The sequence below is a fragment of the Bradyrhizobium sp. CSA207 genome (assembly GCF_029051685.1).
GTDB lineage: Bacteria > Pseudomonadota > Alphaproteobacteria > Rhizobiales > Xanthobacteraceae > Bradyrhizobium.
In genome coordinates, this window is record NZ_JAACFT010000009.1 from 85,450 (window position 1) to 109,433 (window position 23,984).

The 23,984-nt window shown below is 65.0% G+C and carries 20 protein-coding genes; 2 read left to right on the plus strand and 18 right to left on the minus strand.

Going from position 1 to position 23,984, the window contains the following annotated elements; genetic code table 11:
* Positions 1–40: 40 nt before the first annotated feature.
* Entirely contained in the window at positions 41–2,209 is a 2,169-nt protein-coding gene (katG, locus tag GWG65_RS12255; protein WP_275195822.1) for a catalase/peroxidase HPI, read from the plus strand.
* Between the two features lie 239 nt (positions 2,210–2,448).
* Here katG and pnp read toward each other — a convergent pair whose 3' ends face one another.
* The 8 genes from pnp to rimP all read right to left on the minus strand — a co-directional run bounded on the left by pnp (position 2,449) and on the right by rimP (position 12,806).
* The gene (gene pnp / locus GWG65_RS12260; protein WP_275195823.1) at positions 2,449–4,611 is read right to left on the minus strand and encodes a polyribonucleotide nucleotidyltransferase; all 2,163 of its coding nucleotides are present in this window, start codon (positions 4,609–4,611) and stop codon (positions 2,449–2,451) included.
* Between the two features lie 377 nt (positions 4,612–4,988).
* Complete coding sequence (gene rpsO / locus GWG65_RS12265; RefSeq protein WP_148741028.1) at positions 4,989–5,258, minus strand: 30S ribosomal protein S15; 270 nt, start codon at positions 5,256–5,258, stop codon at positions 4,989–4,991.
* Between the two features lie 2 nt (positions 5,259–5,260).
* Positions 5,261–6,379: a tRNA pseudouridine(55) synthase TruB gene (gene truB / locus GWG65_RS12270; protein ID WP_275195824.1), complete on the minus strand. Its 1,119-nt coding sequence runs from the start codon at positions 6,377–6,379 to the stop codon at positions 5,261–5,263.
* The gene (rbfA, locus tag GWG65_RS12275) at positions 6,376–6,810 is read right to left on the minus strand and encodes a 30S ribosome-binding factor RbfA (RefSeq protein ID WP_275195825.1); all 435 of its coding nucleotides are present in this window, start codon (positions 6,808–6,810) and stop codon (positions 6,376–6,378) included. Before rbfA ends, truB begins: the two co-directional genes overlap by 4 nt.
* 157 nt (positions 6,811–6,967) lie before the next feature.
* Positions 6,968–9,655 (minus strand): translation initiation factor IF-2, encoded by a 2,688-nt coding sequence (infB, locus tag GWG65_RS12280; RefSeq protein ID WP_275195826.1) that lies wholly within the window; start codon positions 9,653–9,655, stop codon positions 6,968–6,970.
* A 72-nt stretch (positions 9,656–9,727) separates the two neighbouring features.
* Entirely contained in the window at positions 9,728–10,411 is a 684-nt protein-coding gene (locus tag GWG65_RS12285) for an RNA-binding protein (RefSeq protein WP_275195827.1), read from the minus strand.
* A 23-nt stretch (positions 10,412–10,434) separates the two neighbouring features.
* Positions 10,435–12,045, minus strand: coding sequence for a transcription termination factor NusA (nusA, locus tag GWG65_RS12290; RefSeq protein ID WP_275195828.1), 1,611 nt, complete (start codon positions 12,043–12,045; stop codon positions 10,435–10,437).
* 2 nt (positions 12,046–12,047) lie between these two features.
* Complete coding sequence (gene rimP, locus GWG65_RS12295; RefSeq protein ID WP_275195829.1) at positions 12,048–12,806, minus strand: ribosome maturation factor RimP; 759 nt, start codon at positions 12,804–12,806, stop codon at positions 12,048–12,050.
* 366 nt (positions 12,807–13,172) lie between these two features.
* Between rimP and GWG65_RS12300 the strand changes: the two genes are divergently transcribed.
* Positions 13,173–14,255: a DUF2336 domain-containing protein gene (locus tag GWG65_RS12300; protein WP_275195830.1), complete on the plus strand. Its 1,083-nt coding sequence runs from the start codon at positions 13,173–13,175 to the stop codon at positions 14,253–14,255.
* On the opposite strand, the gene trmB is transcribed toward GWG65_RS12300, so the two are convergent.
* The 10 genes from trmB to GWG65_RS12350 form a co-directional block, all read right to left on the minus strand.
* On the minus strand, positions 14,252–14,962 hold the full coding sequence (trmB, locus tag GWG65_RS12305; RefSeq protein WP_275195831.1) for a tRNA (guanosine(46)-N7)-methyltransferase TrmB: 711 nt from the start codon (positions 14,960–14,962) through the stop codon (positions 14,252–14,254). The genes GWG65_RS12300 and trmB overlap by 4 nt on opposite strands.
* Positions 14,959–16,116, minus strand: a complete 1,158-nt coding sequence (locus tag GWG65_RS12310; protein ID WP_275195832.1) for a M20 family metallopeptidase — start codon at positions 16,114–16,116, stop codon at positions 14,959–14,961. The genes trmB and GWG65_RS12310 overlap by 4 nt, the downstream gene beginning before the upstream one ends.
* 85 nt (positions 16,117–16,201) lie before the next feature.
* Positions 16,202–16,615, minus strand: a complete 414-nt coding sequence (locus GWG65_RS12315; RefSeq protein ID WP_275195833.1) for a helix-turn-helix transcriptional regulator — start codon at positions 16,613–16,615, stop codon at positions 16,202–16,204.
* A 222-nt stretch (positions 16,616–16,837) separates the two neighbouring features.
* On the minus strand, positions 16,838–18,451 hold the full coding sequence (gene lnt / locus GWG65_RS12320) for an apolipoprotein N-acyltransferase (protein WP_275195834.1): 1,614 nt from the start codon (positions 18,449–18,451) through the stop codon (positions 16,838–16,840).
* A complete protein-coding gene (locus tag GWG65_RS12325; RefSeq protein ID WP_275195835.1) occupies positions 18,448–19,566 on the minus strand; it encodes a hemolysin family protein in 1,119 nt (372 codons plus the stop codon). The genes lnt and GWG65_RS12325 overlap by 4 nt, the downstream gene beginning before the upstream one ends.
* Before the next feature lie 13 nt (positions 19,567–19,579).
* Positions 19,580–20,077, minus strand: a complete 498-nt coding sequence (ybeY, locus tag GWG65_RS12330) for an rRNA maturation RNase YbeY (protein WP_275195836.1) — start codon at positions 20,075–20,077, stop codon at positions 19,580–19,582.
* 59 nt (positions 20,078–20,136) lie between these two features.
* Positions 20,137–21,135: a PhoH family protein gene (locus GWG65_RS12335; RefSeq protein ID WP_275195837.1), complete on the minus strand. Its 999-nt coding sequence runs from the start codon at positions 21,133–21,135 to the stop codon at positions 20,137–20,139.
* Positions 21,136–21,199: 64 nt separating this feature from the next.
* Positions 21,200–22,597 (minus strand): tRNA (N6-isopentenyl adenosine(37)-C2)-methylthiotransferase MiaB, encoded by a 1,398-nt coding sequence (gene miaB / locus GWG65_RS12340; protein WP_275195838.1) that lies wholly within the window; start codon positions 22,595–22,597, stop codon positions 21,200–21,202.
* Positions 22,598–22,787: 190 nt separating this feature from the next.
* A complete protein-coding gene (locus GWG65_RS12345) occupies positions 22,788–23,468 on the minus strand; it encodes an HAD family hydrolase (RefSeq protein WP_275195839.1) in 681 nt (226 codons plus the stop codon).
* Positions 23,469–23,493: 25 nt separating this feature from the next.
* Positions 23,494–23,958, minus strand: a complete 465-nt coding sequence (locus tag GWG65_RS12350; RefSeq protein WP_275195840.1) for a Fur family transcriptional regulator — start codon at positions 23,956–23,958, stop codon at positions 23,494–23,496.
* Positions 23,959–23,984: the final 26 nt, after the last annotated feature.

Below are 23,984 nucleotides of genomic sequence, written 5' to 3' on the forward strand. Positions count from 1 at the left end.
GGTCAAAGGCGCGAGCTCGACGCCACCAGAGGAGGTATTCATGGACGACACTTCAAAATGCCCGTTTTCGGGCGGAAAACCCGCGCGGACGAACAGCGACTGGTGGCCAACCCAGCTCAGCATCGACGTGCTGCATAGGAATTCCGGCCTGTCGGATCCAATGGGCAAGGAATTCGACTATGCCAAGGAATTCAAGACCCTCGACCTGAACGCGGTCATCAAGGACCTGACCGCCCTGATGACGGACTCACAGGAGTGGTGGCCGGCCGATTTCGGCCATTACGGCGGTCTGATGATCCGCATGGCCTGGCACAGCGCAGGCACCTATCGCATCACCGACGGCCGCGGCGGCGCCGGTGCTGGTCAGCAGCGCTTCGCGCCGCTCAACAGCTGGCCCGACAACGCCAACCTCGACAAGGCGCGCCGGCTGCTGTGGCCGATCAAACAGAAATATGGCCGCAAGCTCTCCTGGGCCGACCTGATGGTCCTCGCCGGCAACGTTGCGCTGGAATCGATGGGCTTCAAGACCTTCGGCTTCGCCGGCGGCCGCGCCGATGTGTGGGAGCCGGAAGAGCTTTATTGGGGTCCCGAAGGCACGTGGCTGGGCGATGAGCGCTACAGCGGCGAGCGCCAGCTCGCAGAGCCCTTGGGCGCCGTGCAGATGGGCCTGATCTACGTCAATCCGGAAGGCCCGAACGGCAAGCCGGATCCGATCGCGGCGGCAAAGGACATCCGCGAGACCTTCTTCCGCATGGCGATGAACGACGAGGAAACCGTCGCGCTGATCGCAGGCGGCCACAGCTTCGGCAAGACCCATGGCGCGGGCGATCCGTCGCTGGTCGGACCGGAGCCGGAAGCGGGCGCGCTCGAGGATCAGGGCCTCGGCTGGAAGAGCAAGCACGCTTCGGGCCTGGCAGGTGACGCCATCACCAGTGGCATCGAAGTGACGTGGACGACGACGCCAACGAAGTGGAGCAACAACTTCCTCGAGAACCTGTTCAAGTACGAATGGGAGCTGACCAAGAGCCCGGGGGGTGCGCACCAGTGGACGGCCAAGGGCGCCGAGGCAATCATTCCGGATGCCTTCGACAAGTCCAAGAAGCATCGGCCGACCATGCTGACCACCGATCTCTCGCTGCGCTTCGATCCGGCGTACGAGAAGATCTCGCGGCGCTTCCTCGAGCATCCCGATCAGCTTGCGGACGCGTTCGCCCGCGCCTGGTTCAAGCTCACCCACCGCGACATGGGCCCGATCGCGCGCTATCTCGGCCCGCTGGTGCCGAAGGAGACGCTGATCTGGCAGGATCCGATTCCGGCCGTGAATCACGAGCTGACCAGCGATCAGGACATCGCCGCGCTGAAGACGAAGATCCTGGCCTCGGGCCTCTCGGTGCCGGAACTGGTGTCGACAGCGTGGGCGTCGGCGTCGACGTTCCGCGGCTCCGACAAGCGCGGCGGCGCCAATGGCGCGCGTATCCGGCTTGCACCGCAGAAAGACTGGGAGGTGAACCAGCCGGCTCAGCTCTCGAAGGTTCTGGGCAAGCTCGAAGCGATCCAGAAGGAGTTCAACGGTTCGGCCGGCGCGAAGAAGATCTCGCTTGCCGACCTGATCGTCCTCGGCGGCACCGCCGCGGTCGAGAAGGCCGCGAAGGACGCCGGCGTCGAGGTGCAGGTCGCGTTCACGCCTGGCCGCATGGATGCCTCGCAGGAGCAGACCGACGCAGCTTCCTTTGCGCCGCTGGAGCCGCGCGCCGATGGTTTCCGCAACTACATCGGCAAGCGGCAGCAGTTCATGATGCCCGAAGAGGCCCTGATCGATCGCGCGCAGCTGCTGAGGCTCACCGGGCCCCAGCTGACCGTGCTCGTCGGCGGTCTGCGCGTGCTCGGTGCCAATACGGACGGTTCGAAGCACGGCGTCTTCACCTCGAAGGTGGGAACGCTGAGCAACGACTTCTTCGTCAACCTGCTCGACATGAGCACGCAATGGACTCCGGCCGGCACTGACGGCACCTACGAGGCACGCGACCGCAAGACCAACGCGGTCAAGTGGACCGGCACGCGCGTCGACCTGATCTTCGGCTCGCACTCGCAACTTCGTGCCTATGCCGAGGTCTATGCCACCTCGGACTCCAAGGAGCAGTTCGTAAAGGACTTCGCCAAGGCCTGGACCAAGGTGATGAATCTCGACCGGTTCGATCTCGCCGCCTGAGGTCTTGCTTCACCTCTCCCGCTTGCGGGAGAGGTCGACGCGCTCCGGGCGATGCGAAGCATCGTCCCGCACGCGGCGGGTGAGGGCTCTGTCCTCGTTGGGACTCTCTCTGCGGAGATACCCTCTCCCCAGCCCTCTCCCGCAAGCGGGAGAGGGAGCGCATATGGCTCGGGGGAGAACCCAAACAAAAAGGGCGGCCGTGAGGCCGCCCTTCGTGTTTCCGATGTCGGCCGCGAGGCTTACTCGCCCGCCGCTTCGCGCGGAGGCTGCTGACCCTCGGCGGCCTTTTCCTTGGCCTCGAGGTCTTCGCCGGTGGTCTGGTCGACCACCTTCATCGACAGCCGGGTCTTGCCGCGGTCGTCGAAGCCGAGCAGCTTGACCTTGACCTTGTCGCCTTCCTTGACGACGTCGGAGGTCTTCTGCACGCGCGCCGAAGCGAGCTGGCTGATGTGAACGAGGCCGTCCTTGGAGCCGAAGAAGTTCACGAAGGCGCCGAACTCCATCACCTTGACGACGGTGCCTTCGTAGATCTGGCCGACTTCCGGCTCGGACGCGATCGACTTGATCCACTTGATCGCGGCCTTCATCGCTTCGCCGTCGCTGGAGGCGACCTTCACGGTGCCGTCGTCCTCGATGTTGACCTTGGCGCCGGTCTTCTCGACGATCTCGCGGATCACCTTGCCGCCGGTGCCGATCACTTCGCGGATCTTGTCGGTCGGAATCTTGAAGGTCTCGATGCGCGGCGCATATTCGCCGAGCTCGGCGCGCGCGTTGGTGAGCGCCTTCGACATTTCGCCGAGGATGTGGATACGCCCATCCTTGGCCTGGCCGAGCGCGACCTTCATGATCTCCTCGGTGATGCCCTCGATCTTGATGTCCATCTGGAGCGAGGTGATGCCCTGCTCGGTGCCGGCGACCTTGAAGTCCATGTCGCCGAGATGGTCCTCGTCACCGAGGATGTCCGAGAGAACCGCGAAGCGCTTGTCTTCGAGGATCAGGCCCATCGCGATGCCCGCGGTCGGCCGCTTCAACGGCACGCCGGCGTCCATCAGCGCAAGCGAAGCGCCGCAGACCGAAGCCATCGACGAGGAGCCGTTGGATTCGGTGATCTCGGAGACCACGCGGATCGTGTAGGGGAACTCGTGATGCGGCGGCAGCACCGGGTGGATCGCGCGCCAGGCGAGCTTGCCATGGCCGATCTCGCGGCGCTTGGTGCCGCCGAGGCGACCGGTCTCGCCGACCGAGTAGGGAGGGAAGTTGTAGTGCAGCAGGAACGTCTCTTTGTACGTTCCCGACAGCGCGTCGATGTACTGCTCGTCCTCGCCGGTGCCGAGCGTGGTCACGACCATCGCCTGGGTCTCGCCGCGGGTGAACAGCGCCGAGCCGTGGGCGCGGGGCAGCACGCCGACTTCGGCGACGATGTTGCGCACCGTCTTGGAGTCACGGCCGTCGATGCGCTTGCCGGTGTCGAGGATGTTCCAGCGAACGATCTTGGCTTCGAGCTCCTTGAACACGCCGCCGATGCGCAGCTTGTCGTATTTCGGCTCCTGCCCTTCAGGGAAATAATGGGCGATCACCTTTTCCTTGACCTTGCCGACCGCAGCGTAGCGATCCTGCTTGACCGGAATGGCGTAGGCGGCGCGCAGTTCCTGCTCGACGAGGCCGAGCATTTCCTTTTCGAGCGCCGAATTGTCGATCGTGGTGACCTCGCGCGGCTCCTTCGCGGCCTTCTCGGCGAGATCGATGATCGCGTTGATCACCGGCTGGAAGTGGCGGTGACCGAACATCACCGCGCCGAGCATGATGTCTTCGTTCAGCTCCTTGGCTTCCGATTCCACCATCAGCACCGCGTCGGCAGTGCCGGCGACGACCAGGTCGAGCTGGGTGTCGACCATCTCGTCGAGGGTCGGGTTGAGCACGTATTCGTCATTAACGAAGCCGACGCGCGCTGCGCCGATCGGGCCCTTGAAGGGGGCGCCGGACAGGGTCAGCGCCGCCGACGATGCCACCAGCGCCACGATATCGGGATCGTTCTCCATGTCGTGCGACAGCACGGTGACGATCACCTGGGTCTCGTTGCGCCAGCCGTCGACGAACAGCGGGCGGATCGGACGGTCGATCAGGCGGGAGACCAGCGTCTCCTTCTCGGTCGGACGGCCCTCGCGCTTGAAATAGCCGCCGGGAATGCGACCCGCAGCGTAGGTCTTTTCCTGGTAGTCGACGGTCAGCGGCAGGAAGTCGACGCCTTCGCGCGGCGACTTCGCCGCGACGACGGTGGCGAGCACCACGGTCTCGCCATAGGTGGCGACGACGGCGCCGTCGGCCTGGCGTGCGATCTTGCCGGTTTCGAGCTTGAGAGGGCGTCCGCCCCAGTCGATCTCGACTGAATGCTTATTGAACATAGAGGTCTTCTTTCATGGGTTCTCGAAAGAAGGACGGCTCGAAAAACAAAAACCATGCGCAAGATTGCGGGACGCTGATCGGAGCGGGCGATCAGCGTCCTGCGATCCTGCCATGGTTTTTGGAATTCGGATGGCGTCCATCCTTTCGGGTCATACGGGCGCCTTGCCCGTTGTGCCCAGCCGCCGGATTGCTGCTGGACTGTCAGTCGGCACGAACGCGAATACCGAACCGCGGTCTTCGCCGATCATGCCCCGGATGCGAATCATCATTGGCTCGCACCCGACGCGCACGCAGCCTCGATCAAAAACCTTTAAACAAGCGCTTTCGTTCGAAACCACGCGCGAAAACGCGCGCCATTTGGCGCGCGCAGCAACACTTAACGGCGAATGTTGTGCTTCTCGAGCAGCGCCTTGTAGCGCGCCTCGTCCCGCTTCTTCACATAGTCGAGGAGCGAGCGGCGGGTCGAGACCAGCTTCAAGAGGCCGCGACGCGAATGGTTGTCCTTCACGTGGGTCTTGAAATGGCTCGTGAGGTTGTTGATGCGTTCCGAAAGGATCGCGACCTGAACCTCGGGCGAGCCGGTATCGCCGGCCTTGGTGGCATTCGTCTTGATGACTTCCGCTTTGCGTTCTGCGGCAATCGACATCGTCAATTTCTCTCGTTGCGACCGGAGCTGGCAGTCAGGCCGGTCAGGTTGAACACACGCTTGGGGATGATTTCGCCATTGCCAACTTCAGCAAGCGCGAGAAGCCGGCCTGCCACCGTGACATAGACTGTGCCGCTACAATTGGGCGCATCCCGTCCGCGCAACAAAACGGCCTGGCCCCGATGGAGCCTTGCCGCATCAGCCCGAGTGACGGCCAGTGCCGGGATGTCGTCCAGCGCGGTCTCAACGGGCATAAGCGCGTCGGCGAGGCTACCCTCGCCGGACGCGGCTCTATCGCACAAAGCCTCCAACTGATCCAGTGGAATCATGTCGTTCTCGCCGAATGGACCGACCAGGGTCCGCCGCAGCGCGCAGATATGGCCATAAGTGCCGAGAATCCGGCCCATATCGCGGGCCAGCGCGCGGACATAGGTGCCCTTGCCGCACTCGGCCTCGAACGTCGACCGGTCGTTATCAGGTTGATCCACAAGGGATAAATGGTGAATCTCGACCGGGCGGGGCGCCAGCTCGACGATCTCGCCGTCGCGGGCGAGGTCATAGGCGCGCTCGCCCTGGATCTTGATCGCGGAATAACGCGGCGGGACCTGCTCGATCACCCCGGTGAAGCGGGGCAGGAGGGCCTCGATGGCCTCCCGGGTCGGGCGCTGGTCCGAGGTGTGGGTGACCCGGCCCTCGATGTCGTCGGTGTCGCGCTCCTCGCCCCAGCATACGGTGAAGCGATAGCGCTTGCGGCCGTCCATGACGAAGGGAACTGTCTTGGTGGCTTCCCCGAGCGCGATCGGCAGGCCGCCGGAGGCCAGCGGATCAAGTGTGCCGGCATGGCCGGCGCGCTTGGCCTGGAACAGGCGCTTGAGCACGGCGACGGCCTGCGTCGAGGTCATGCCGATCGGCTTGTCCAGCACGACCCAGCCGTGGACATCGCGCCGATCGCGGCGCGGCTGATTGCCCTTCTGCTTGCCCGCGCGAGGATCATTGTTGACGCGGCGCGGCTCCTGATGCGGCTGGGTATCGTCGCCCACGTCCGCGAAATTATTTTTCTGCACGTCGCGCGTATCGGGCTCTTCGCCGCCGATCGTGCCGTGAGCCGGGTCCATCATCATCGTTCTTCTTCCCGATCCGAGTCCGGATCCTGTTCCAGGTCCTTCTGCACCGCAGGCGTTCGCAAAAGCTTCTCGATCCGTTCCGCTTCGTCGAATCGTTCGTCGACGCGGAAGCGAAGGTCAGGTGCAAATTTCAGGTTAACGCGCCGCGCGACCTCGCCGCGCAGGAACTTCTTGTTGCGTTCGAGCGCAGCGATGACGATGCCGGCGTCGCGGCCACCGAGCGGCATCACGTAGACCGTTGCGAGCTTCAGGTCGGGCGACATCCGCACCTCCGGCACGGTGATGATGTGGCCTTCGAGGTCCGCATCATGCACGCTGCCTTGCGCCAGAATATCGGCTATCGCGTGGCGAACCTGCTCGCCGACGCGCAACTGACGCTGCGAGCCTCCGCCTGGCGCGGAACTTTTCTTCTGATGGTGGCGGGGCATTGTTCGAAAATCACCTCGTCATGTCCGCGTTTGCGGCACGGGCATTGTCATTTGTCCGGTTGAAACGAATGAGGCGCGGATGGCCGGAATAAATCCGGCCATCGCGTTCTCGCAATTTCAGTTCAAAAAGATCCGGGCGCTTCGGTAAGATTTGGACTTACAGGGAGCGCTGGATCGTCTCCACGCGGTAACACTCGATCACGTCACCGGCGCGCATGTCGTGGTAGTTCTCGAAGGCCATGCCGCATTCCTGGCCGGACTGGACTTCCTTCACTTCGTCCTTGAAGCGCTTCAGCGTCGACAGCTTGCCCTCGTGCACGACGACGTTGTCGCGGATCAGGCGCACATTGGCGCCGCGTTCCACGGTGCCGTCGGTGACGCGGCAGCCGGCGACCTTGCCGACCTTGGAGATGTTGAAGATCTCCAGGATGGAAGCATTGCCGAGCATGGTTTCGCGCAAGGTCGGCGCGAGCAGGCCGCTCATCGCCTTCTTCACGTCGTCCACGAGGTCGTAGATGATGTTGTAGTAGCGGATCTCGATGCCGTTGCGCTTGGCGGCGGCAGCGGCCTCCTTGTTGGCACGGACCGAGAAGCCGATGATCGCGGCGTTGAAGCCTTCCGCGAGCGTCACGTCGGATTCCGAGATGCCGCCGACGCCGGCATGCAGGATGCGGGCGGCGACTTCGTCGGTGCCGAGCTTCTCCAGCGAGCCGAGGATGGCTTCCAGCGAGCCCTGCACGTCGGCCTTGATGATCAGCGGGAATTCCTTGCGGCCCGCCGTCTTCAACTGCGACATCATCTGCTCGAGCGAGCCGCGCATGCCGGAGATCGAGGCAGCCGCGTTTTCGCGCTTCTGGTGCGCGCGGTAGCTGGTGACCTGGCGGGCACGGGCTTCGTTCTCGACCACTGCGAGACGATCGCCGGCTTCCGGCGGACCGTTGAAGCCGAGCACCTCGACCGGCACCGACGGACCCGCTTCCTGCACCGTCTCGCCCTGATCCGAGATCAGCGCGCGGACACGGCCCATCTCGGCGCCGGCGACGATGATGTCGCCGACACGAAGCGTGCCGCGCTGGACCAGCACGGTCGCGACGGGGCCGCGGCCGCGGTCGAGCTTGGCCTCGATCACGGTGCCTTCGGCCGGGCGCTCCGAATTGGTCTTCAGGTCGAGAATGTCGGCCTGGAGCGCGATCATTTCGAGCAGCTTGTCGAGATTGGTCTTGTTCTTGGCCGACACCTCGACGTCGACGACATCGCCGCCGAAGGATTCGACCTGAACCTCGTGCTGGAGTAGCTCGGTGCGCACGCGCTCGGCCTTCGCATCGGGCTTGTCGATCTTGTTGATGGCAACGATGATCGGCACCCGCGCCGCCTTGGCGTGGTTGATGGCTTCGACCGTCTGCGGCATCACGCCGTCATCGGCCGCAACCACCAGCACGACGATGTCGGTCACCTTGGCGCCGCGAGCGCGCATCGCGGTGAACGCGGCGTGGCCGGGCGTGTCGATGAAGGTGATCTTCTTTCCGCTTTCCGGCGACAGCACCTGATAGGCGCCGATATGCTGGGTGATGCCGCCGGCTTCGCCGGAGACAACATTGGCATGACGGAGCGCGTCGAGCAGCGAGGTCTTGCCGTGGTCGACGTGGCCCATCACGGTCACGACCGGCGAGCGCGGCTCGGTGTCGTTGGAATCGTCGATGGCGTCGAACAGGCCTTCTTCGACGTCGGAGGCCGCCACGCGCTTGACCGTGTGGCCGAGTTCCTCGGCGATGAGCTGCGCGGTGTCGGCATCGATCACGTCGGTGATCTTGTGCATCGCGCCCTGCTTCATCAGCATGCGGATGACGTCGACCGCGCGCTCGGACATGCGGTTGGCGAGTTCCTGGATGGCGATCGCTTCCGGAATGACCACCTCGCGGATCAGCTTTTCCTTCGGCTCGTTCGAGACATGACCCTTCAGGCGCTGGGTGCGGCGGCGGAACGACGCGATCGAGCGCTCGCGCACGTCGCCGGCGCTGAGCGCGGTGACGAGCGTCAGGCGGCCGCGTTCCTTCTGCGGACCCGGCTTGTGGGTGGTCTTCGGGGCTGCCACGGGACGCATGGCGCCGCCGGGACCGCGACGGATCTGGCGCGGACCATCATCCTCGTCCGGCCCGGCTGCAACGCCGGGGGCGCGACCCGGCGCACCGGCCGGCCGCTGTGCAGTCGTCGTGGCCGGTCGGGCTGTGGTCGTCGCCGGTCGCGACGTGGTCGGTGTGGAGCGCGGTGCGCTGGTGGCCGGCGCGGCTGTCGCAGCGCGCGCGGCAGACGGAGACGGCTCACCCTCGCCAAAACGCTTCTTGGCCTCGGTCTCGGCCTTGCGCTTGGCCTCCTCTTCGTGGCGGTGACGTTCTTCCTCGGCCTTGCGGCGGGCTTCAGCGGCGTCGCGCTCGACGCGCTCGGCGCTTTCGCGGATGGCGCGGCGCTGGGCTTCCTCTTCGGCCTGGCGACGTTCCTCGACCTCACGCACCTTGGCATCGGCGAGCGCGCTGGCACGCGCCGAACGCTCGTCCTCGGTCAGGGTCCGCAGCACCACGCCGGAACCGGCGTTGCGCGGCGGAGCAGCTTTCGGCACGGGACGCGGCGCCACAGCGGGCGCGGCCGGCGCCGGCTTCGCAACCTCAGCTGCCTGCGGCTCCGGGCCGTCGCCGATCCGGCGCTTGCCGCGCTTTTCGACCACGACCTGCTTGCTGCGGCCGTGGCTGAAGCTCTGGCGCACGGTGCCCGTTTCGACGCGCGGCTTGAGCGATAGCGTCTTGCTCGGAACGCTCAGCTTCTTGTCGCCAGGGGTCTTGGTATCAACCATTCAGCAGTCCTAATCCTGATCTTTGTTAACGTTGTGCGTTGCCGCACCGTCCTATCGGGTGGTCGTTGTCTCTCAGAAATCCTGGCCGCGCTTTTCGGCCGTCTTGTCATCGTCCGCCATCCGGTATCGGACCAGCATCTGGCTACGTGACAGGAATGACCGGCTCGCCGGGCCCGCGAGCAGCGCAGCATGTATCACATTTGACCGGGTAAGTGCCAAATCCAATTCTATCGATTTCAGCGCGGTGATGACGGGAATCTGCGGCTTGGCACCGCGATTTCCGGCATTTTGACGCGCCAGCGTGTCCAATTTGCGAATTCCGTCCGCGGCCCCGTCGCTGGCGTGGATCAGGACCTCGACCGTGCCTTCCCGCACGGCGCTCTCGACCTTGCCGAAGCCGGCTACGATCTGGCCCGCCTTGGCGGCGATTCCAAGGGCTTCCATCACGCTCCGAACCAGGAGCGCCTCGATGTCGGCGGGAAGCGTCTGAGGCGCGCGAAGCTCGCGCTTGAAGGCCTTGCTAAATTGGTGACGACGCACGGCTTCCGCAACCGTCTGTCGCGAGGCCGATATCCACATGCCGCGCCCGGGCAGCTTGCGCTTGAGATCGGGAACTATCTGCCCTTCCGGCGAGACAACGAAGCGGATCAGCTCGTCGATCGGCTTGACCTCGCGGCTGACCGCGCACATCCGCATGGTCGCGGACCTTTCGGTCCGCGGGCCATTGTCGAGATCGTGGTCATTATCCGCGAGCATCCGGTCGACATCTCCTGCCGCCCTTAAGCCGGCTGATCTTCGGTCGCCTCGGCCTCTTCGGCCGGCTTGGCCAAGTCGGCTTCGGTGATCCAGCCGGCCTTGACGCGGGCCTGCATGATCATGGCTTCCGCATCGTCGCGGGAGACGTCGAGGCCTTCGAGCGCGCCAGCGTACTTGGTCTGCTCGCCGCCTTCCTTGCGCTCGGTCCAGCCGACCAGGTCGTCGGTGGCGCAGCCGGCGAGGTCGTCGACGGTCTTGATGTCGTTCTCGCCGAACTTCACCAGCATCTTCGAGGTCACGCCGGGCACGTCCTTGACGGCATCATCGACGCCGAGTTCCTTGCGCCGGGCCTCGAGCTCGGCTTCCTGCTGATCAAGATATTCGCGGGCGCGATTCTGGAGCTCCTGTGCGGTCTCCTCGTCGAAGCCCTCGATGCCGGCAAGCTCCTTAATGTCCACCATGGCGAGTTCCTCGACCGAGGTGAAGCCTTCGGATGCCAGCAGCTGGCCGACAACCTCGTCGACGTTGAGCGATTCCATGAAGACGCGGGTGGAATTCTCGAAGTCGGCCTGACGGCGCTCCGATTCCTCCTGCTCGGTCAGGATGTCGATGTCCCAGCCGGTGAGCTGCGAGGCGAGGCGGACGTTCTGGCCGCGGCGGCCGATCGCCAGCGAAAGCTGGTTGTTGGTGTCGGGCACCACGACCTCGATGCGTTCGCGGTCCTCGTCGATGACGACCTTGGAGACTTCGGCCGGCGCCAGCGCGTTGACCACGAAGGTCGCGATGTCGGGCGACCAGGGAATGATGTCGATCTTCTCGCCCTGCAATTCGTTCACCACCGCCTGCACGCGCGAGCCGCGCATGCCGACGCAGGCGCCGACCGGATCGACCGAGGAATCGCGGGAAATCACGCCGATTTTCGCGCGCGAGCCGGGATCGCGGGCGACCGCCTTGATCTCGACGATGCCGTCGTAGATTTCCGGCACTTCCTGCGCGAACAGCTTGGCCATGAACTGCGGATGGGTGCGGGAGAGGAAGATCTGCGGGCCGCGGGTCTCGCGGCGGACGTCGAAGATATAGGCGCGGACGCGATCACCGTTGCGGAACACCTCGCGCGGCAGCATCTCGTCGCGGCGGATGATGGCTTCGCCGCGGCCGAGATCGACGATCACGCTGCCATATTCGACGCGTTTGACGACGCCGTTGACGATGTCGCCGATGCGGTCCTTGAACTCCTGATATTGCCGGTCACGCTCGGCCTCGCGCACCTTCTGCACGATGACCTGCTTGGCCGATTGCGCGGCGATGCGGCCATATTCCAGCGGCGGCAGGGTGTCGGCGATGGTGTCGCCGACCTGGGCGCCGGGATTGGCGCGCTGCGCGTCCGACAGCGAGATCTGGTTGGAATGGTTTTCGACCTTGTCGACCACCAGCATGTGGCGCGACAGCCGCAGCTCGCCCTTCTTCGGGTCGATCTCGGCATGAACGTCAGTTTCGCTGCCGTAACGAGCCCGCGCCGCCTTGGCGATGGCATCCTCCATCGCCGCGATCACGATGCCGCGGTCGATCGATTTCTCGCGCGCAACGGCGTCGGCGATCTGGAGCAGTTCAAGTCGATTGGCACTGACTGCCATGGCTAGTCTCCTTCGTCAGGCTCGATCTCGCCGCGCCGCGCACGTTCGGCAGCAAGGCGATGTTTCTTTGTATTGGTCGGGGCCGGCTTCTTCTTCTCCGGCCCGGTGTTCTTGGTCGTCTTCTCGCTGATGCTGGCGTGCGGTGCAGCCGGCGGCTCCAAGCCGAGATTACGTCGCATTTCGCGCGCCGCAGCCTTGCCACGGCGCATGGATTCCGCGATCAGCTCGTCGGTCAGCACCAGCCGCGCCTCGCCGATATCCTCCATCACCAGGAGGACCTCGGCATCGTCGTCACCCTTGACGTCGTCGCGCTTCAGCCGCACGCGGTCGCCCTCGACGCCTGCGAGCGTGCCGTGGAATCGCTTCCGCCCCTCATGGGCGGTTGCCATCTCGACCTTGACCAGGTGACCCGTATAGCGCTCGAAATCGGAGCGACGCACCAGCGGCCGGTCGATTCCCGGCGAGGAAATCTCCAGCCGGTAGGCGCGCTCGATAGGGTCGGCGACGTCGAGCACCGGCGACAGCGCCCGTGAGATCGCCTCGCAATCCTCGATCTGCATCGTGCCGTCCGGCCGCTCGGCCATGATCTGCACGGTGCAGCCGGCCTCGCCTGAAATGCGAATCCGCACCAGCCGGTAGCCCATGCCCTCGAGCACGGGACCGGCGACCGCAGACACCCGCGCCGCCACGCCCGGCTCGACCACGAGCCGCGGCTCGGCCAGCAATTCGGCATCCGTGGAACCAGGGTTCGGCTCGGTCATATCCAGGGTCAAGGCGCTCGATGGTTAAGGCTTGGTTACGATTTCAGGGCCCGCTTCGGAACTCTCTGTCCCAACAGGTGGTCGGCGGCGCATCTTCTGCCAAGCCACCTTCAGGTAATAAAAAAGAGCGGGTCCTTTCGGGCCCACTCTCACTACGCGGATCGCATGAGAAGATGAAGTTGGGGTCGATATAGCGCTTTCCACCCACCCGGACAAGGCCCATTGCAGCTTGCGGCGGGCCTTTTGCGACCCGGTCTGCGGCCGCTCGCGCAACGCTTCCTTCATCAAGGGGACCTAAATTCTCCGATTGTGGGGCGGCTTGAGCCTATGGCGCGCCCACGGCGTGCCAGATTCGAGTAGCGTTCCATGACCGGTGCCACGTCGCTTATTCCAGGACTGGACGATATCGTCAAACGCGGCGATCCGAGACGCCGCGGCGAGGTCGCGCGCGCCATCTCCGAATTGTTCTTCCACGACGCTGCAAACCTCCGTCCCGACCTCGTCGATCTCTTCGACAATCTCCTCATCGATCTCGTCCCGCATGCCGAGCTTGCCTCGCGCGTCGATCTCGCCGAGCGCTTCTCGCACCTGAACAATGCGCCGCCGCACCTCGTGCGCCAGCTCGCGCGCGAAAACGAGATCATGGTGGCGGGGCCCGTGCTGCGCCGCTCGCCCGTGCTCGATGATGCCGCACTGGTCGAGATTGCGCGGCTGAAGGGCCAGGGCCATCTGCTGGCCATGACCGAGCGTCCGACATTGTCGGCCGACATCACCGACGTGCTGGTCGAGCGCGGCGATCGCGACGTGGTGCGCCGTGCCGCCGGCAATGCCGGCGCGGCGTTCTCGTCCGGCGGCTATTCGGAATTGATCAAGCGCGCGGCGCAGGACGGCGTGCTGACGCTCAAGATCGGCCAGCGCGAGGATCTATCCGGCGAGCATCTGAAGGAGCTGCTGAACGGCACGCTCGACGTCATCCGCCGCCGCCTCTCCATCGTGGTCAACCCGGTGCGCCAGGTCGAAATCAAGCGCGCGATGGCTTCAATCGAGGAAGCCACGCAGCCGCCCGGGCCGCGGCGCGATTATTCGGCGGCGCAGCGCACGGTGCTCGGCCTGCATCGCGGCGGTCATCTCGGCGAAAGCGCGCTGCTCGGATTCGCCAAGGCGCACAAATACGAGGAGGCGATCGCCTCGCTCTCGGCGATGTCGGGCGTCAGGATCTCGATCCTCGACCGTCTGATCACGGGCGACCGCTACGATCCGATTCTGATCGTGGGGCGGATGTTGAACCTGGGCTGGCCCACGGTGCGCGCGCTCATCCTGTTGTGGTACGGGCCGCATCGCACGCCCGCCGATGCCGATATCGAGGCGGCGCGCATGAATTTCACGCGCCTGATGCCGGCGACGGCCGAGCGCGTCGTCAATTTCTGGCGCAACCGGCAGACGATCTAGACCCTGCGAAACCGCAGATACGCGGCCTTGCGTCCCTCGCGCGCGGCTTTGCGGCCGTAACGCGTCATGGTGTAGCCGTCCCAGGGGCGCCGGAAATCATCGGCGCGCTCGGCGAGCCACTGAAACTCCGGCGAGCGTGAAAGATGCGACAGTGTCCAGGCGCAGTAATCGTCGATGTCGCAGACGAAGCGGAATTCGCCGCCCGCCTTCAGCACGCGCGCCATTGCCGCGATCGTCCTGTCCTGAACGAAGCGCCGCTTCCAGTGCCTCCGCTTCGGCCAGGGATCGGGATGGATCAGGTCGATCCGCGACAGCGAGGCTTGCGGCAGCCAGGCCAGCAGCTCGGCGGCATCGCCGGCGAACAGGCGGATATTGCCGATGTTGCCGGCCTCGATCTGCGCGAGGATCTTCGCCATGCCGTTGACATAGGGCTCGCAGCCGATGAAGCCGGTCGCAGGAAAGTTTTGCGCCTCCGCCGCAAGATGCTCGCCGCCGCCGAAGCCGATCTCGAGTCGCACATCATCCGTTGCGGGAGCGAATATCTCGCCGGCATTCGCCGGCGCTTCACCTGCGATGTCGAGTGCGAGACGCGGCAGTAGATGGTCGATCAGCTCGGCCTGGTGCTGCCTGAGCTTGTGGCCCTTGCGGCGTCCGAAGAACGCGCGCTCGCTGTCGTCGCGCTCGGGATCTGATTTGCGCTCGGTCATTGCAGCGTCTGATACAGGCGATAGAGCAGCCGCGCGCGCGGTTCGAGCGAGGAAACATAAAGCTGCTCGTAATGGGTGTGCGCGCCCTTGCCGTCGACGCCGAGCCCGTCGAGCGTGCCGGTGTTGGCCGCAGTGAAATTGCCGTCCGAGCCGCCGCCGGTGTGGGTGTCGACCAGGTCGAAGCCGATCTCCGCGGCCAGCGTCCTTGCATGCTCGTACAGCGCTGCGCCGGAATTGCTCTTCTCATAGGGCGGACGATTGAGCTCGCCCGTGACCTTGACGCTGACGCCTTCGGTTTTCGATTTCAATCCAAGGATCCTGCCGACGAGCTCTTCCGCGTCCTTGAGGCTCGGTACGCGCAGATCGATCTCGGCATAGGCCTCCTCCGGCGTGACGTTGGGCCGCGTGCCGCCGCGCACCACGCCGACATTGACGGTGACGCCGCGTTTCAGATCGTTCATGCCCTCCAGCGCCTGGATGACATTGGCGAGCTCGCGGACGGCGCTGCGGCCGTCCTCGGGCCGCGTCCCGGCATGAGCGGGCACGCCCTTGATGAACGCCTGGAATCGTCCGACGCCCTTGCGTCCGGTGACGATCTTGCCGCCGTCGCGCGCCGGCTCCGTGACCAGCACGTATTTGGCCTTGCGTCCTTCCGTCTCGATGAGCGCGCGCGAGGTGGGGCTGCCGATCTCTTCGTCGGACGTGAATACATGCGTGATGCCGAGTGGCGAACTGTCGGCCGTGGCGCAAAGCGCGCGAAAGGCGTGATAGGCGATGTAGGCGCCGCCCTTCATGTCGTAGATGCCGGGACCGAACGCGCTGTTGCCTTCGACCTTGAAAGGAAGGCGTTCGATGAATCCCATGGGATGGACGGTATCGAGGTGGCTCAGCACCAGGATGCCCGGCCGGTCCTGGCCCCAGGTCGAGCGTGCCACGAGATGATCGCCGCAGCCATCGACGCCGGCGACGCGTTCGAGCGCGACGGGCAGATCGCGATATTGATCCGCGACCATCGAGATTAGCTTGTTGACTTGTTCAGGCACTTCCGTCGGCGTCTCGATCTCCACCCAGCGGCGGATGCCATCGAGAATAGTTTGATAGTCGAACAAATTGGAGCTCGCCATGGAAGCATCTAGGCCTTTGAATCGGATCATCTGAGAGGACGCATACCAGGGCGTGCCCGCAAATGACGACATAGGCCAGATTTGACGCCGCCTCAAACCGAATTGAGCTGACGTGTCAGCGCTTGTCGGGGCCCTCGCGGGCGGCGATCTGTTCGACGAGATCGACGATGGAGCGGCGCAGCTTCGAATCGGTGATTCGGGTGAACGCCTTGGTCAGAGCGAGCCCTTCGGAAGTCGCGAGAAAGTCGGAGACGTAGGAGGGCGAGGCGCCTTCCGCGAAGCCGTCCGGGCCGGCCACGCCGCTCGGGCCGCCCTCGAACAGGAACGACACCGGCACCTGGAGAATTTCGGCGATCTGCTGGATGCGGCTCGCGCCGACGCGATTGGTGCCCTTCTCGTACTTCTGAACCTGCTGGAAAGTCAGGCCCAAAGCATCGCCGAGCTTTTCCTGGCTCATGCCCAACATGATGCGGCGCATACGCACGCGACTGCCGACATATTTGTCAACAGGGTTGGGCGCTTTCGACATTTCCTCAGCCCTCCAAACACCACCCTCGGCGCAATGGGAAGTATTGCCTCAGGTGACAGCGACATCAAAACTCCACTCTGATTGGGGAAACATTGCGGAGAAATTTAGCAATGTACCGCTGTCTTGCGCAGCCGATGCAGAATGAGGAGCCCGGCTGCAGTCTGTCAACCGTGGGACTACGGTTGTCAAAGGTTTCCGGACGCGTCGGCAGTGATGGCGTGATCAGGGGTACGGTTTGGCAACACGTCGCCGTACCGCCAGAATCACAGCCAACGCAACGAGCACGGCCGCGGGCGCGTCGCCAACCCTTGCATAGATGGTCGGCGGGATTGCGGCGGGCAGGTTTGCATCCAAAATGCCTTCGATTCCGAGGCCGAGGCTGGCGATGGTTCGCCCCGCCGGATCGATCACCGCCGAGACGCCGGTATTGGCGGAGCGGACCAACGGCAAGCCGAGCTCGATCGCGCGCATTCGCGCTTGCTCCATGTGCTGGTAAGGGCCGGTCGAGATGCCGAACCAGCCATCATTGGTGAGGTTCACGATCCAGCCCGGGCGCTCGTTGCGCGCTGCGACTTCGCCGGGAAAAATCGCCTCGTAGCAGATCAGCGGCAGCGCTGGCGGCGCACCCGGCACCGGCAACGCATGCCGCACGGTGCCCGGAATGAAGCCGCCGCGTACCCGCGTGAGTTGCTCGAAGCCGAGCTTCTCCATCACGCTCTGGAAAGGAAGATATTCTCCGAACGGCACCAAATGCAGCTTGTCGTAGATGGCGAGCACGCTGCCGTCGTGGTCGATCACGTAGATCGAATTATAGGCACGCGTGATCGGCTTGCCCGGCGGCAGGTCAGGGGCGCGGACCGATCCGGTGATCAGCACCGTGCCCTTCGGCACCAGCTCGGTGATTTGCGCCATCGCGTCGGCTTCGCGGGTCAGAAAGAACGGAAACGCGGATTCCGGCCAGATCAGGATGGTGGCGTCGCGCACGCCGGTCGATTGCGGTCCGGAAGCGCGGTCCGACAGCGCGAGGTATTTCCTCATCACCTCCGCTTTGGCGGCGTAGTTGAATTTTGCGTCCTGCTGGAGGTTCGGTTGCATCAGACGCAGCTTGGCGCCCGCGACCATCGTGGTCGGATGCAGCGACAGGCGGATCGCGCCGAAGATGCCCATGACAATCAGCAGCGCGACCGCAGCGGCCGGCGCATGCCACGACAGGCGGCGATCGCGCGTGCGGTCGATCAGCACCGCTGGGCTCGCGAAGACCGCGACGGTGAGGAAGGTCATGCCCCACAGGCCGATCAGCGACGCCGTCTGCGCCAGCGGCAGCGGCTCAGATAGTGCATACCCGAAAGCGTTCCAGGGAAAGCCGCTCAGCGCGTGGCCGCGCAGCCATTCGCTGATGGTTAGGCTTGCCGCGAGCGCAAGCACGCGCGTGGCGTCCTTGCTCCAGAGCAGGCGGGCCGTGGCAAACCCGATCGCCGTGAAGACGGCAAGATAGGCCGGCAGGCCGAGCACGGCGAACGGTGTCAGCCAGGCAAAGACGTCGGCCTCGACGAAGAAGGCATAGCCGATCCAGTAGAGGCCGGGCACGAAATAGCCGAGCCCGAACCAGTAGCCGGTCAGCGCCGCCGCGGGGACGCCGCCGAGCCGGCCGGCGCCGGCGCCGTCGATCAGCCAGACCAGCACCGGGAAGGTGACGAACAGCACCGGCCAGGCGTTGAACGGCGCCAGCGCAAGAACCGACAGCGCGCCGGCCGACATTGCGACGATGGCGCGCTTCCATCCCCAAGTCAGGATGATGGCGAGGGCGATCTGACGAAGCCGCTGGAAGGGGCTCACTGGGAACCGGCCCCGTCGGCAGGCGGCGGAGTGGGCGTGTCACCGGAAGGCGTTTGTCCGCTCTCGGGCGCCGACTCGCGTCGGCGGCTCTCGCGCTGGGTGCGCGGCGCGGGACGCTCCTTCCGCGTCGAGATGCGCAGCCGCTTGACGCGGCGCGGATCGGCATCGAGTACCTCGACCTCGTAATTGCCCGGACCCGAGATCACTTCGCCGCGCACCGGCAGGCGGCCGACGAAGCTGACGAGATAGCCGCCCAGCGTCTCGACTTCCTCGCCGGCCTCGCCGGTGACGAAGTCCTCCCCGATCACCGTACGGACGTCGTTGAGGCTGGCGCGGGCGTCTGCGATGAAGGCGTTGTCGGGCAGGCGCACGATCGAGGGCGGCTCGTCGCTGTCATGCTCGTCGTCGATCTCGCCGACGATCTGCTCGACGATGTCCTCGAGCGAAACCAGTCCGTCGCTGCCGCCATATTCATCGACCACCAGCGCCAGGTGAATGCGCGTGGCCTGCATCTGCGCGAGCAGGTCGATCGCCCGCATCGACGGCGGCACATAAAGCAGCTTGCGGATGATACGCGCATCCTCGAGCGGCAGCGCGAGATCGACGGCGCGCAGGTCGAGCCCGGCCGGCAGCGGCTTCTTGCGCTTGGCCTTGGTGACTGGCGGCACGCGCGCTCGCGCCGTCATGAAGGCGAGCAGGTCGCGGATATGGACGATGCCGACGGGATCGTCGAGCGTCTCGTTGTAGACCACGAGGCGCGAATGGCCGGCGCTCTCGAAACGATCCATCAATTCGCCGAGCGGGATGTCGCGCTTTACCGCGATGATGTCGGCGCGATGCACCATGACGTCGGCGATGCGGCGCTCATGCAGGCTGAGGATGTTGCGCAGCATGGTGCGCTCGACGGTGGAGAAACCGGTGTCGTCAGGCGTCGTGGCGTTGAGCACGACTTGCAGATCGTCGCGCACCGATCCCGCCTTCCAGCCGAACAGCGTGCGGATGGCGCGCAGCAGCCAGCTTTCCGCGGTCGGGCGCATCACCTCGCCGGGCGTGACGACGACGGGCAGGTTGCGCGTGTTGCGCGGATTGTCGTGGGTCGGGTCGGAATCCGGCATCTCAATCCATCCGTCAGCGGTCGGCATAGGGGTCGGGGATGCCGAGATGAGCCAGGATCTGGGTTTCGAGCGCTTCCATCTCCTCCGCGTCGTCGTCATTCTCGTGGTCGTAGCCGACCAGATGCAGGAATCCATGCACGGCCAGATGGCTCAAATGGTGGTCGAACGGCTTCTGCTCCTCGTCCGCCTCGCGCCGCATGGTCTCGTAGGCGATGGCGATGTCGCCGAGCATGCGCGGCGCATCGCCCGGCTTCCACGCGCCCTCCGGCTGGAGCGCCGGAAACGACAGCACGTTGGTCGGCTTGTCGAGGCCGCGCCAGTTGCTGTTGAGCGTGCGGATGCCGGCATCGTCGGTCAGCATGACGGCCACTTCGGCCTCGGCGACGTCTTCGTCGACCGACTCGGCGGCGGCTGCGACCGCGCGCTGGATCACGGTCTCGGCGTCGGGCTCGCTCTGCCAGCAATCGGCGACGACGAGGACCTCGGTCATGGGAAGGTTGGGATGTGACATCGCTTTGTTCGGAACGAAGGGCGCTGTATGCGCGCCCGCATGATCCGGCTGTTGTCCCGTCAGGATCTGTTGCCGATGGACGGCCGCTGCGGCTGCCCTTCGTAGGCCGAGACGATCCGCGCCACGAGCTCATGGCGAATCACGTCCTCGGCGGTGAAATGAACTTGCGCAATGCCCTCAACGCCGCTCAGCAGCCGGGTCGCTTCCGCAAGGCCCGAGGTCTGGCCGTTGGGCAGGTCGATCTGCGAGGGGTCGCCGGTCACGATCATGCGGCTGTTTTCGCCGAGACGTGTCAGGAACATCTTCATCTGCATCGACGTGGTGTTCTGTGCCTCGTCCAGGATGATGGCGGCATTGGTGAGCGTGCGGCCGCGCATGAAGGCGAGCGGCGCAATCTCGATCTCGCCGGTCTGGAGCGCGCGTTCGACGATGCGCGCGTCCATGAGGTCATAGAGCGCGTCGTAGATCGGGCGCAGATAGGGATCGACCTTCTCGCGAAGGTCGCCGGGCAGGAAGCCGAGCCGCTCGCCGGCCTCGACCGCGGGGCGCGACAGGATGATCTTGTCGACCTCCTTGCGCTCGAACAGCTGCGCGGCATGCGCAACTGCGAGCCAGGTCTTGCCGGTGCCGGCGGGGCCGACGCCGAACACCAGTTCGTGGCGTTTCAGCGCGCGGATGTAGGAGTCCTGCGCGGCGGTGCGCGCCCGCACCGGGCGCTTGCGCAAATTAATGCTCTCGAAGGTCGACTTGGCCGATTTGGCATCGAACTCGAACAGCGATCCCTGCGCGATCACGGAGCGAATCGCGCCTTCGACCTCGCCCTGGTCGAGATCCTGTCCCTTCACCGCCTGGGCGTAGAGCATTTCCAGCACGCGGCGGGCGGCATCGCAGCCGTCGCGCGTGCCGCCGATGGTGATGTGGTTGCCCTTGGAATCCACGACCACGCCGAGCCGCCGCTCGATCTGCGCGAGGTTCTGGCCGTAGGGGCCGACGAGTGCGGACGCGGCGCGGTTGTCGTCGAAATCGATGACGACCTGGGTTTCCGGCGGTACCTGCATGTCGCGGTCAAATTTGCGGCTGGGAGCGAAGGAAGGCGAATCCGATGCGCTTTTTGGCAAGGGTTCAGGCTCCAGTGGCAATGGGGGATAAAGCGGGCTCGCGCCCAGTGCGCGGCGTCACGAGCTCACCGAGGAAGCTGTAGCGCTCGAGGCTGTCGATCCGGACCGGCAGGATCGTTCCGATGATATCGGGCGGCGCCATCACGTGGGCAGGCTGCAGGAAGGCGGTTCGGCCGACGATCTGGCCGTCCTTGCGTGCCGGGCGTCCGAACAGCACGTCGACCGTTGTGCCAATCGCGGCCTTGTTGAAGGCCGATTGCTGGCTGTCGATCAGTTCCTGGAGCCGCTCCAATCGCTGGTCCATCTCGGCGGGGGACACCGTCTCCTGCATGTCCGCGGCCGGCGTTCCCGGCCGGGCGGAGTATTTGAACGAATAAGCCGCAGCGTAGCCGATTTGCGTGACAAGTGCGAGGGTCGCGAGAAAATCTTGCTCGCTCTCGCCGGGGAAGCCGACGATAAAATCTGATGAAAAAGCAATGTCTTGGCGCGCGGCCCGGAAACGGTCGATGACGCGCCGATAATTATCGGCGGTATGTTTCCTGTTCATGGCCGCCAGAATCCGGTCCGAGCCCGACTGCACCGGCAGGTGCACGAACGGCATCAGCGCCTCGAGATCGCGGTGGGCCGCAATCAGGCTGTCGTCGACGTCGCAGGGATGGCTGGTCGAATAGCGCAGCCGCGCGATGCCGGGAATCCGCGCCAGGCGCTCGAGCAATTTGCCGAGCGGCCAGCTTTTTCCGTCGGGTCCGTCGCCGTGATAGGCGTTGACGTTCTGCCCGATCAGCGTCAGTTCGCGCACGCCGTTGTCGGCAAGCCGCGTCGCGTCGTCGATGATCTTCGTCACCGGACGCGAGACTTCGGCGCCGCGCGTGTACGGCACGACGCAGAAGGTGCAGAACTTGTCGCAGCCTTCCTGCACCGTGACGAAGGCGGAAATGCCGCGTGCGCGGATCGCCTCGGGTCTTGGCTGGGCCAGGAAGCCGAACTTGTCGGCGGCCGGAAATTCGGTCTCGATCGCGCGGCCTTCGGTGCCGGCGCGCTTCAACAGCTCCGGCAGATGATGGTAGCTCTGTGGGCCGACCACGACGTCGACGACAGGAGCGCGGCGCACAATCTCTTCGCCCTCGGCCTGCGCCACGCAGCCCGCGACTGCGATCTGCATCGCGCGGCCTCCGCGTGCGGCCTCGTCCTTGGCGACGCGCAGCCGGCCGAGCTCGGAATAGACCTTTTCGGATGCCTTCTCGCGGATGTGGCAGGTGTTGAGGATGACGAGGTCGGCGTCCTCGGCGCTGGCCGTCTCCACGAATCCTTCCGGGGCCAGCGTGTCCACCATGCGCTGGGCATCGTAGACGTTCATCTGGCAGCCGTATGATTTGATGTGCAGCTTGCGCGGCGGCGTCATGGAACCCGAAATTGAGGTGGAGGAAGGCCCTCAGATATAGGCTGGAGCGGCGAAAATCCAGCGAATGGACCCCACGGGGGCATTCCGGTCGCTTGTGGAGCGAGCAAAGTCGGAATCTCGACCCAAAAGCCCTGGATTCCGGCCTTCACGCGCGCTGCGCGTGCCCAGGAATGACGGTGATGGGGCGGAATCAGCCGGCCAAAGCGTCCGCCTCGACCCGCCGGACCAATTCCGGCAATTGCCGCATGTCGTCGAAGGTCAGGTCGGCGCCCGCCTGGCGCAACGTCTCGGCATGGCCGTCGTCGCAATGGCTGCCGCCGTGGAAGCCGAACACAGTCATGCCGGCCGCTCGCGCCCCGGCAATGCCGGCAAGGCTGTCTTCGATCACGACACAGCGATGCGGCGGCACGCCCATTTCGGAGGCCGCGAACAGGAACAGGTCCGGTGCCGGCTTGCCGTGTTTCACCTGCGAGGCCGAGAAGATGTTCGGCGCGAGGCGCTCATAGAGGCCCGTGCTTCCGAGACTCACTTGCATACGTTGATGCGATCCGCTGGAAGCGACGCAGACGTGCTGGGTGACGGTATCGAGAACGTCATGAATACCGCGGATCGCTTCGAGATCGGCTTCGAACGCGCGGAACAGCTCGTCCTGCAAGTCGCCGTGATAGGCCTCGGGCAGCTTGCGCCCGAGTTCGGACTCGATCTCGATATTGGCCTGCCGTGTCGATCGTCCGAGGAAACGCTCGAACACCTGCTCCGACGTGATCGGATAGCCGTGCCGGGTCAGCACATCCGCGTGCGCGCGGCAGGAGATCACCTCGCTGTCGACCAGCACGCCGTCGCAATCGAAGATGATGAGATCGACGGGCACTAGCGCATGATCCGAAAAAGCGTGCTCAAGACGTCGACTTGTCGTCGTCGAGCGGGACGCAATAGAGCTCGAGGCGATGGTCGACCAGCTTGTAGCCGAGCCTGCGGGCGATTTCGGCCTGCAGCTTCTCGATCTCTTCCGAGGTGAACTCGATCACCTTGCCGTCGCGCAGATTGATGAGGTGGTCGTGATGGCTGTCGCGCATCTGCTCGTAGCGGGCGCGGCCTTCGCGAAAATCGTGACGTTCGATGATGCCGGCATCCTCGAACAGCTTGACGGTGCGATAGACCGTCGAGATCGAGATCTTGTCGTCGACGGCGACGCAGCGCCGGTACAATTCCTCGACGTCGGGATGATCGACCGCCTCCGCAAGCACGCGGGCGATGACACGCCGCTGCTCGGTCATGCGCATGCCGGTGGCGGCGCAGCGTGCCTCGATGCCGGACGCGCTGGATGTGGGGGCTGCCGAGGAAGGTTTCAGTGCGGTCATAATTGTCTGCCTGACGGGGGCGCTTT

Excerpts from the sequence above, each read along its gene's own strand:
- katG (WP_275195822.1), top strand. The coding sequence starts at position 41 with ATGGACGACACTTCAAAATGCCCGTTTTCGGGCGGAAAACCCGCGCGG.
- pnp (WP_275195823.1), bottom strand. The coding sequence starts at position 4,611 with ATGTTCAATAAGCATTCAGTCGAGATCGACTGGGGCGGACGCCCTCTC.
- rpsO (WP_148741028.1), bottom strand. The coding sequence starts at position 5,258 with ATGTCGATTGCCGCAGAACGCAAAGCGGAAGTCATCAAGACGAATGCC.
- truB (WP_275195824.1), bottom strand. The coding sequence starts at position 6,379 with ATGATGATGGACCCGGCTCACGGCACGATCGGCGGCGAAGAGCCCGAT.
- rbfA (WP_275195825.1), bottom strand. The coding sequence starts at position 6,810 with ATGCCCCGCCACCATCAGAAGAAAAGTTCCGCGCCAGGCGGAGGCTCG.
- infB (WP_275195826.1), bottom strand. The coding sequence starts at position 9,655 with ATGGTTGATACCAAGACCCCTGGCGACAAGAAGCTGAGCGTTCCGAGC.
- GWG65_RS12285 (WP_275195827.1), bottom strand. The coding sequence starts at position 10,411 with ATGCTCGCGGATAATGACCACGATCTCGACAATGGCCCGCGGACCGAA.
- nusA (WP_275195828.1), bottom strand. The coding sequence starts at position 12,045 with ATGGCAGTCAGTGCCAATCGACTTGAACTGCTCCAGATCGCCGACGCC.
- rimP (WP_275195829.1), bottom strand. The coding sequence starts at position 12,806 with ATGACCGAGCCGAACCCTGGTTCCACGGATGCCGAATTGCTGGCCGAG.
- GWG65_RS12300 (WP_275195830.1), top strand. The coding sequence starts at position 13,173 with ATGACCGGTGCCACGTCGCTTATTCCAGGACTGGACGATATCGTCAAA.
- trmB (WP_275195831.1), bottom strand. The coding sequence starts at position 14,962 with ATGACCGAGCGCAAATCAGATCCCGAGCGCGACGACAGCGAGCGCGCG.
- GWG65_RS12310 (WP_275195832.1), bottom strand. The coding sequence starts at position 16,116 with ATGATCCGATTCAAAGGCCTAGATGCTTCCATGGCGAGCTCCAATTTG.
- GWG65_RS12315 (WP_275195833.1), bottom strand. The coding sequence starts at position 16,615 with ATGTCGAAAGCGCCCAACCCTGTTGACAAATATGTCGGCAGTCGCGTG.
- GWG65_RS12325 (WP_275195835.1), bottom strand. The coding sequence starts at position 19,566 with ATGCCGGATTCCGACCCGACCCACGACAATCCGCGCAACACGCGCAAC.
- ybeY (WP_275195836.1), bottom strand. The coding sequence starts at position 20,077 with ATGTCACATCCCAACCTTCCCATGACCGAGGTCCTCGTCGTCGCCGAT.
- GWG65_RS12335 (WP_275195837.1), bottom strand. The coding sequence starts at position 21,135 with ATGCAGGTACCGCCGGAAACCCAGGTCGTCATCGATTTCGACGACAAC.
- miaB (WP_275195838.1), bottom strand. The coding sequence starts at position 22,597 with ATGACGCCGCCGCGCAAGCTGCACATCAAATCATACGGCTGCCAGATG.
- GWG65_RS12350 (WP_275195840.1), bottom strand. The coding sequence starts at position 23,958 with ATGACCGCACTGAAACCTTCCTCGGCAGCCCCCACATCCAGCGCGTCC.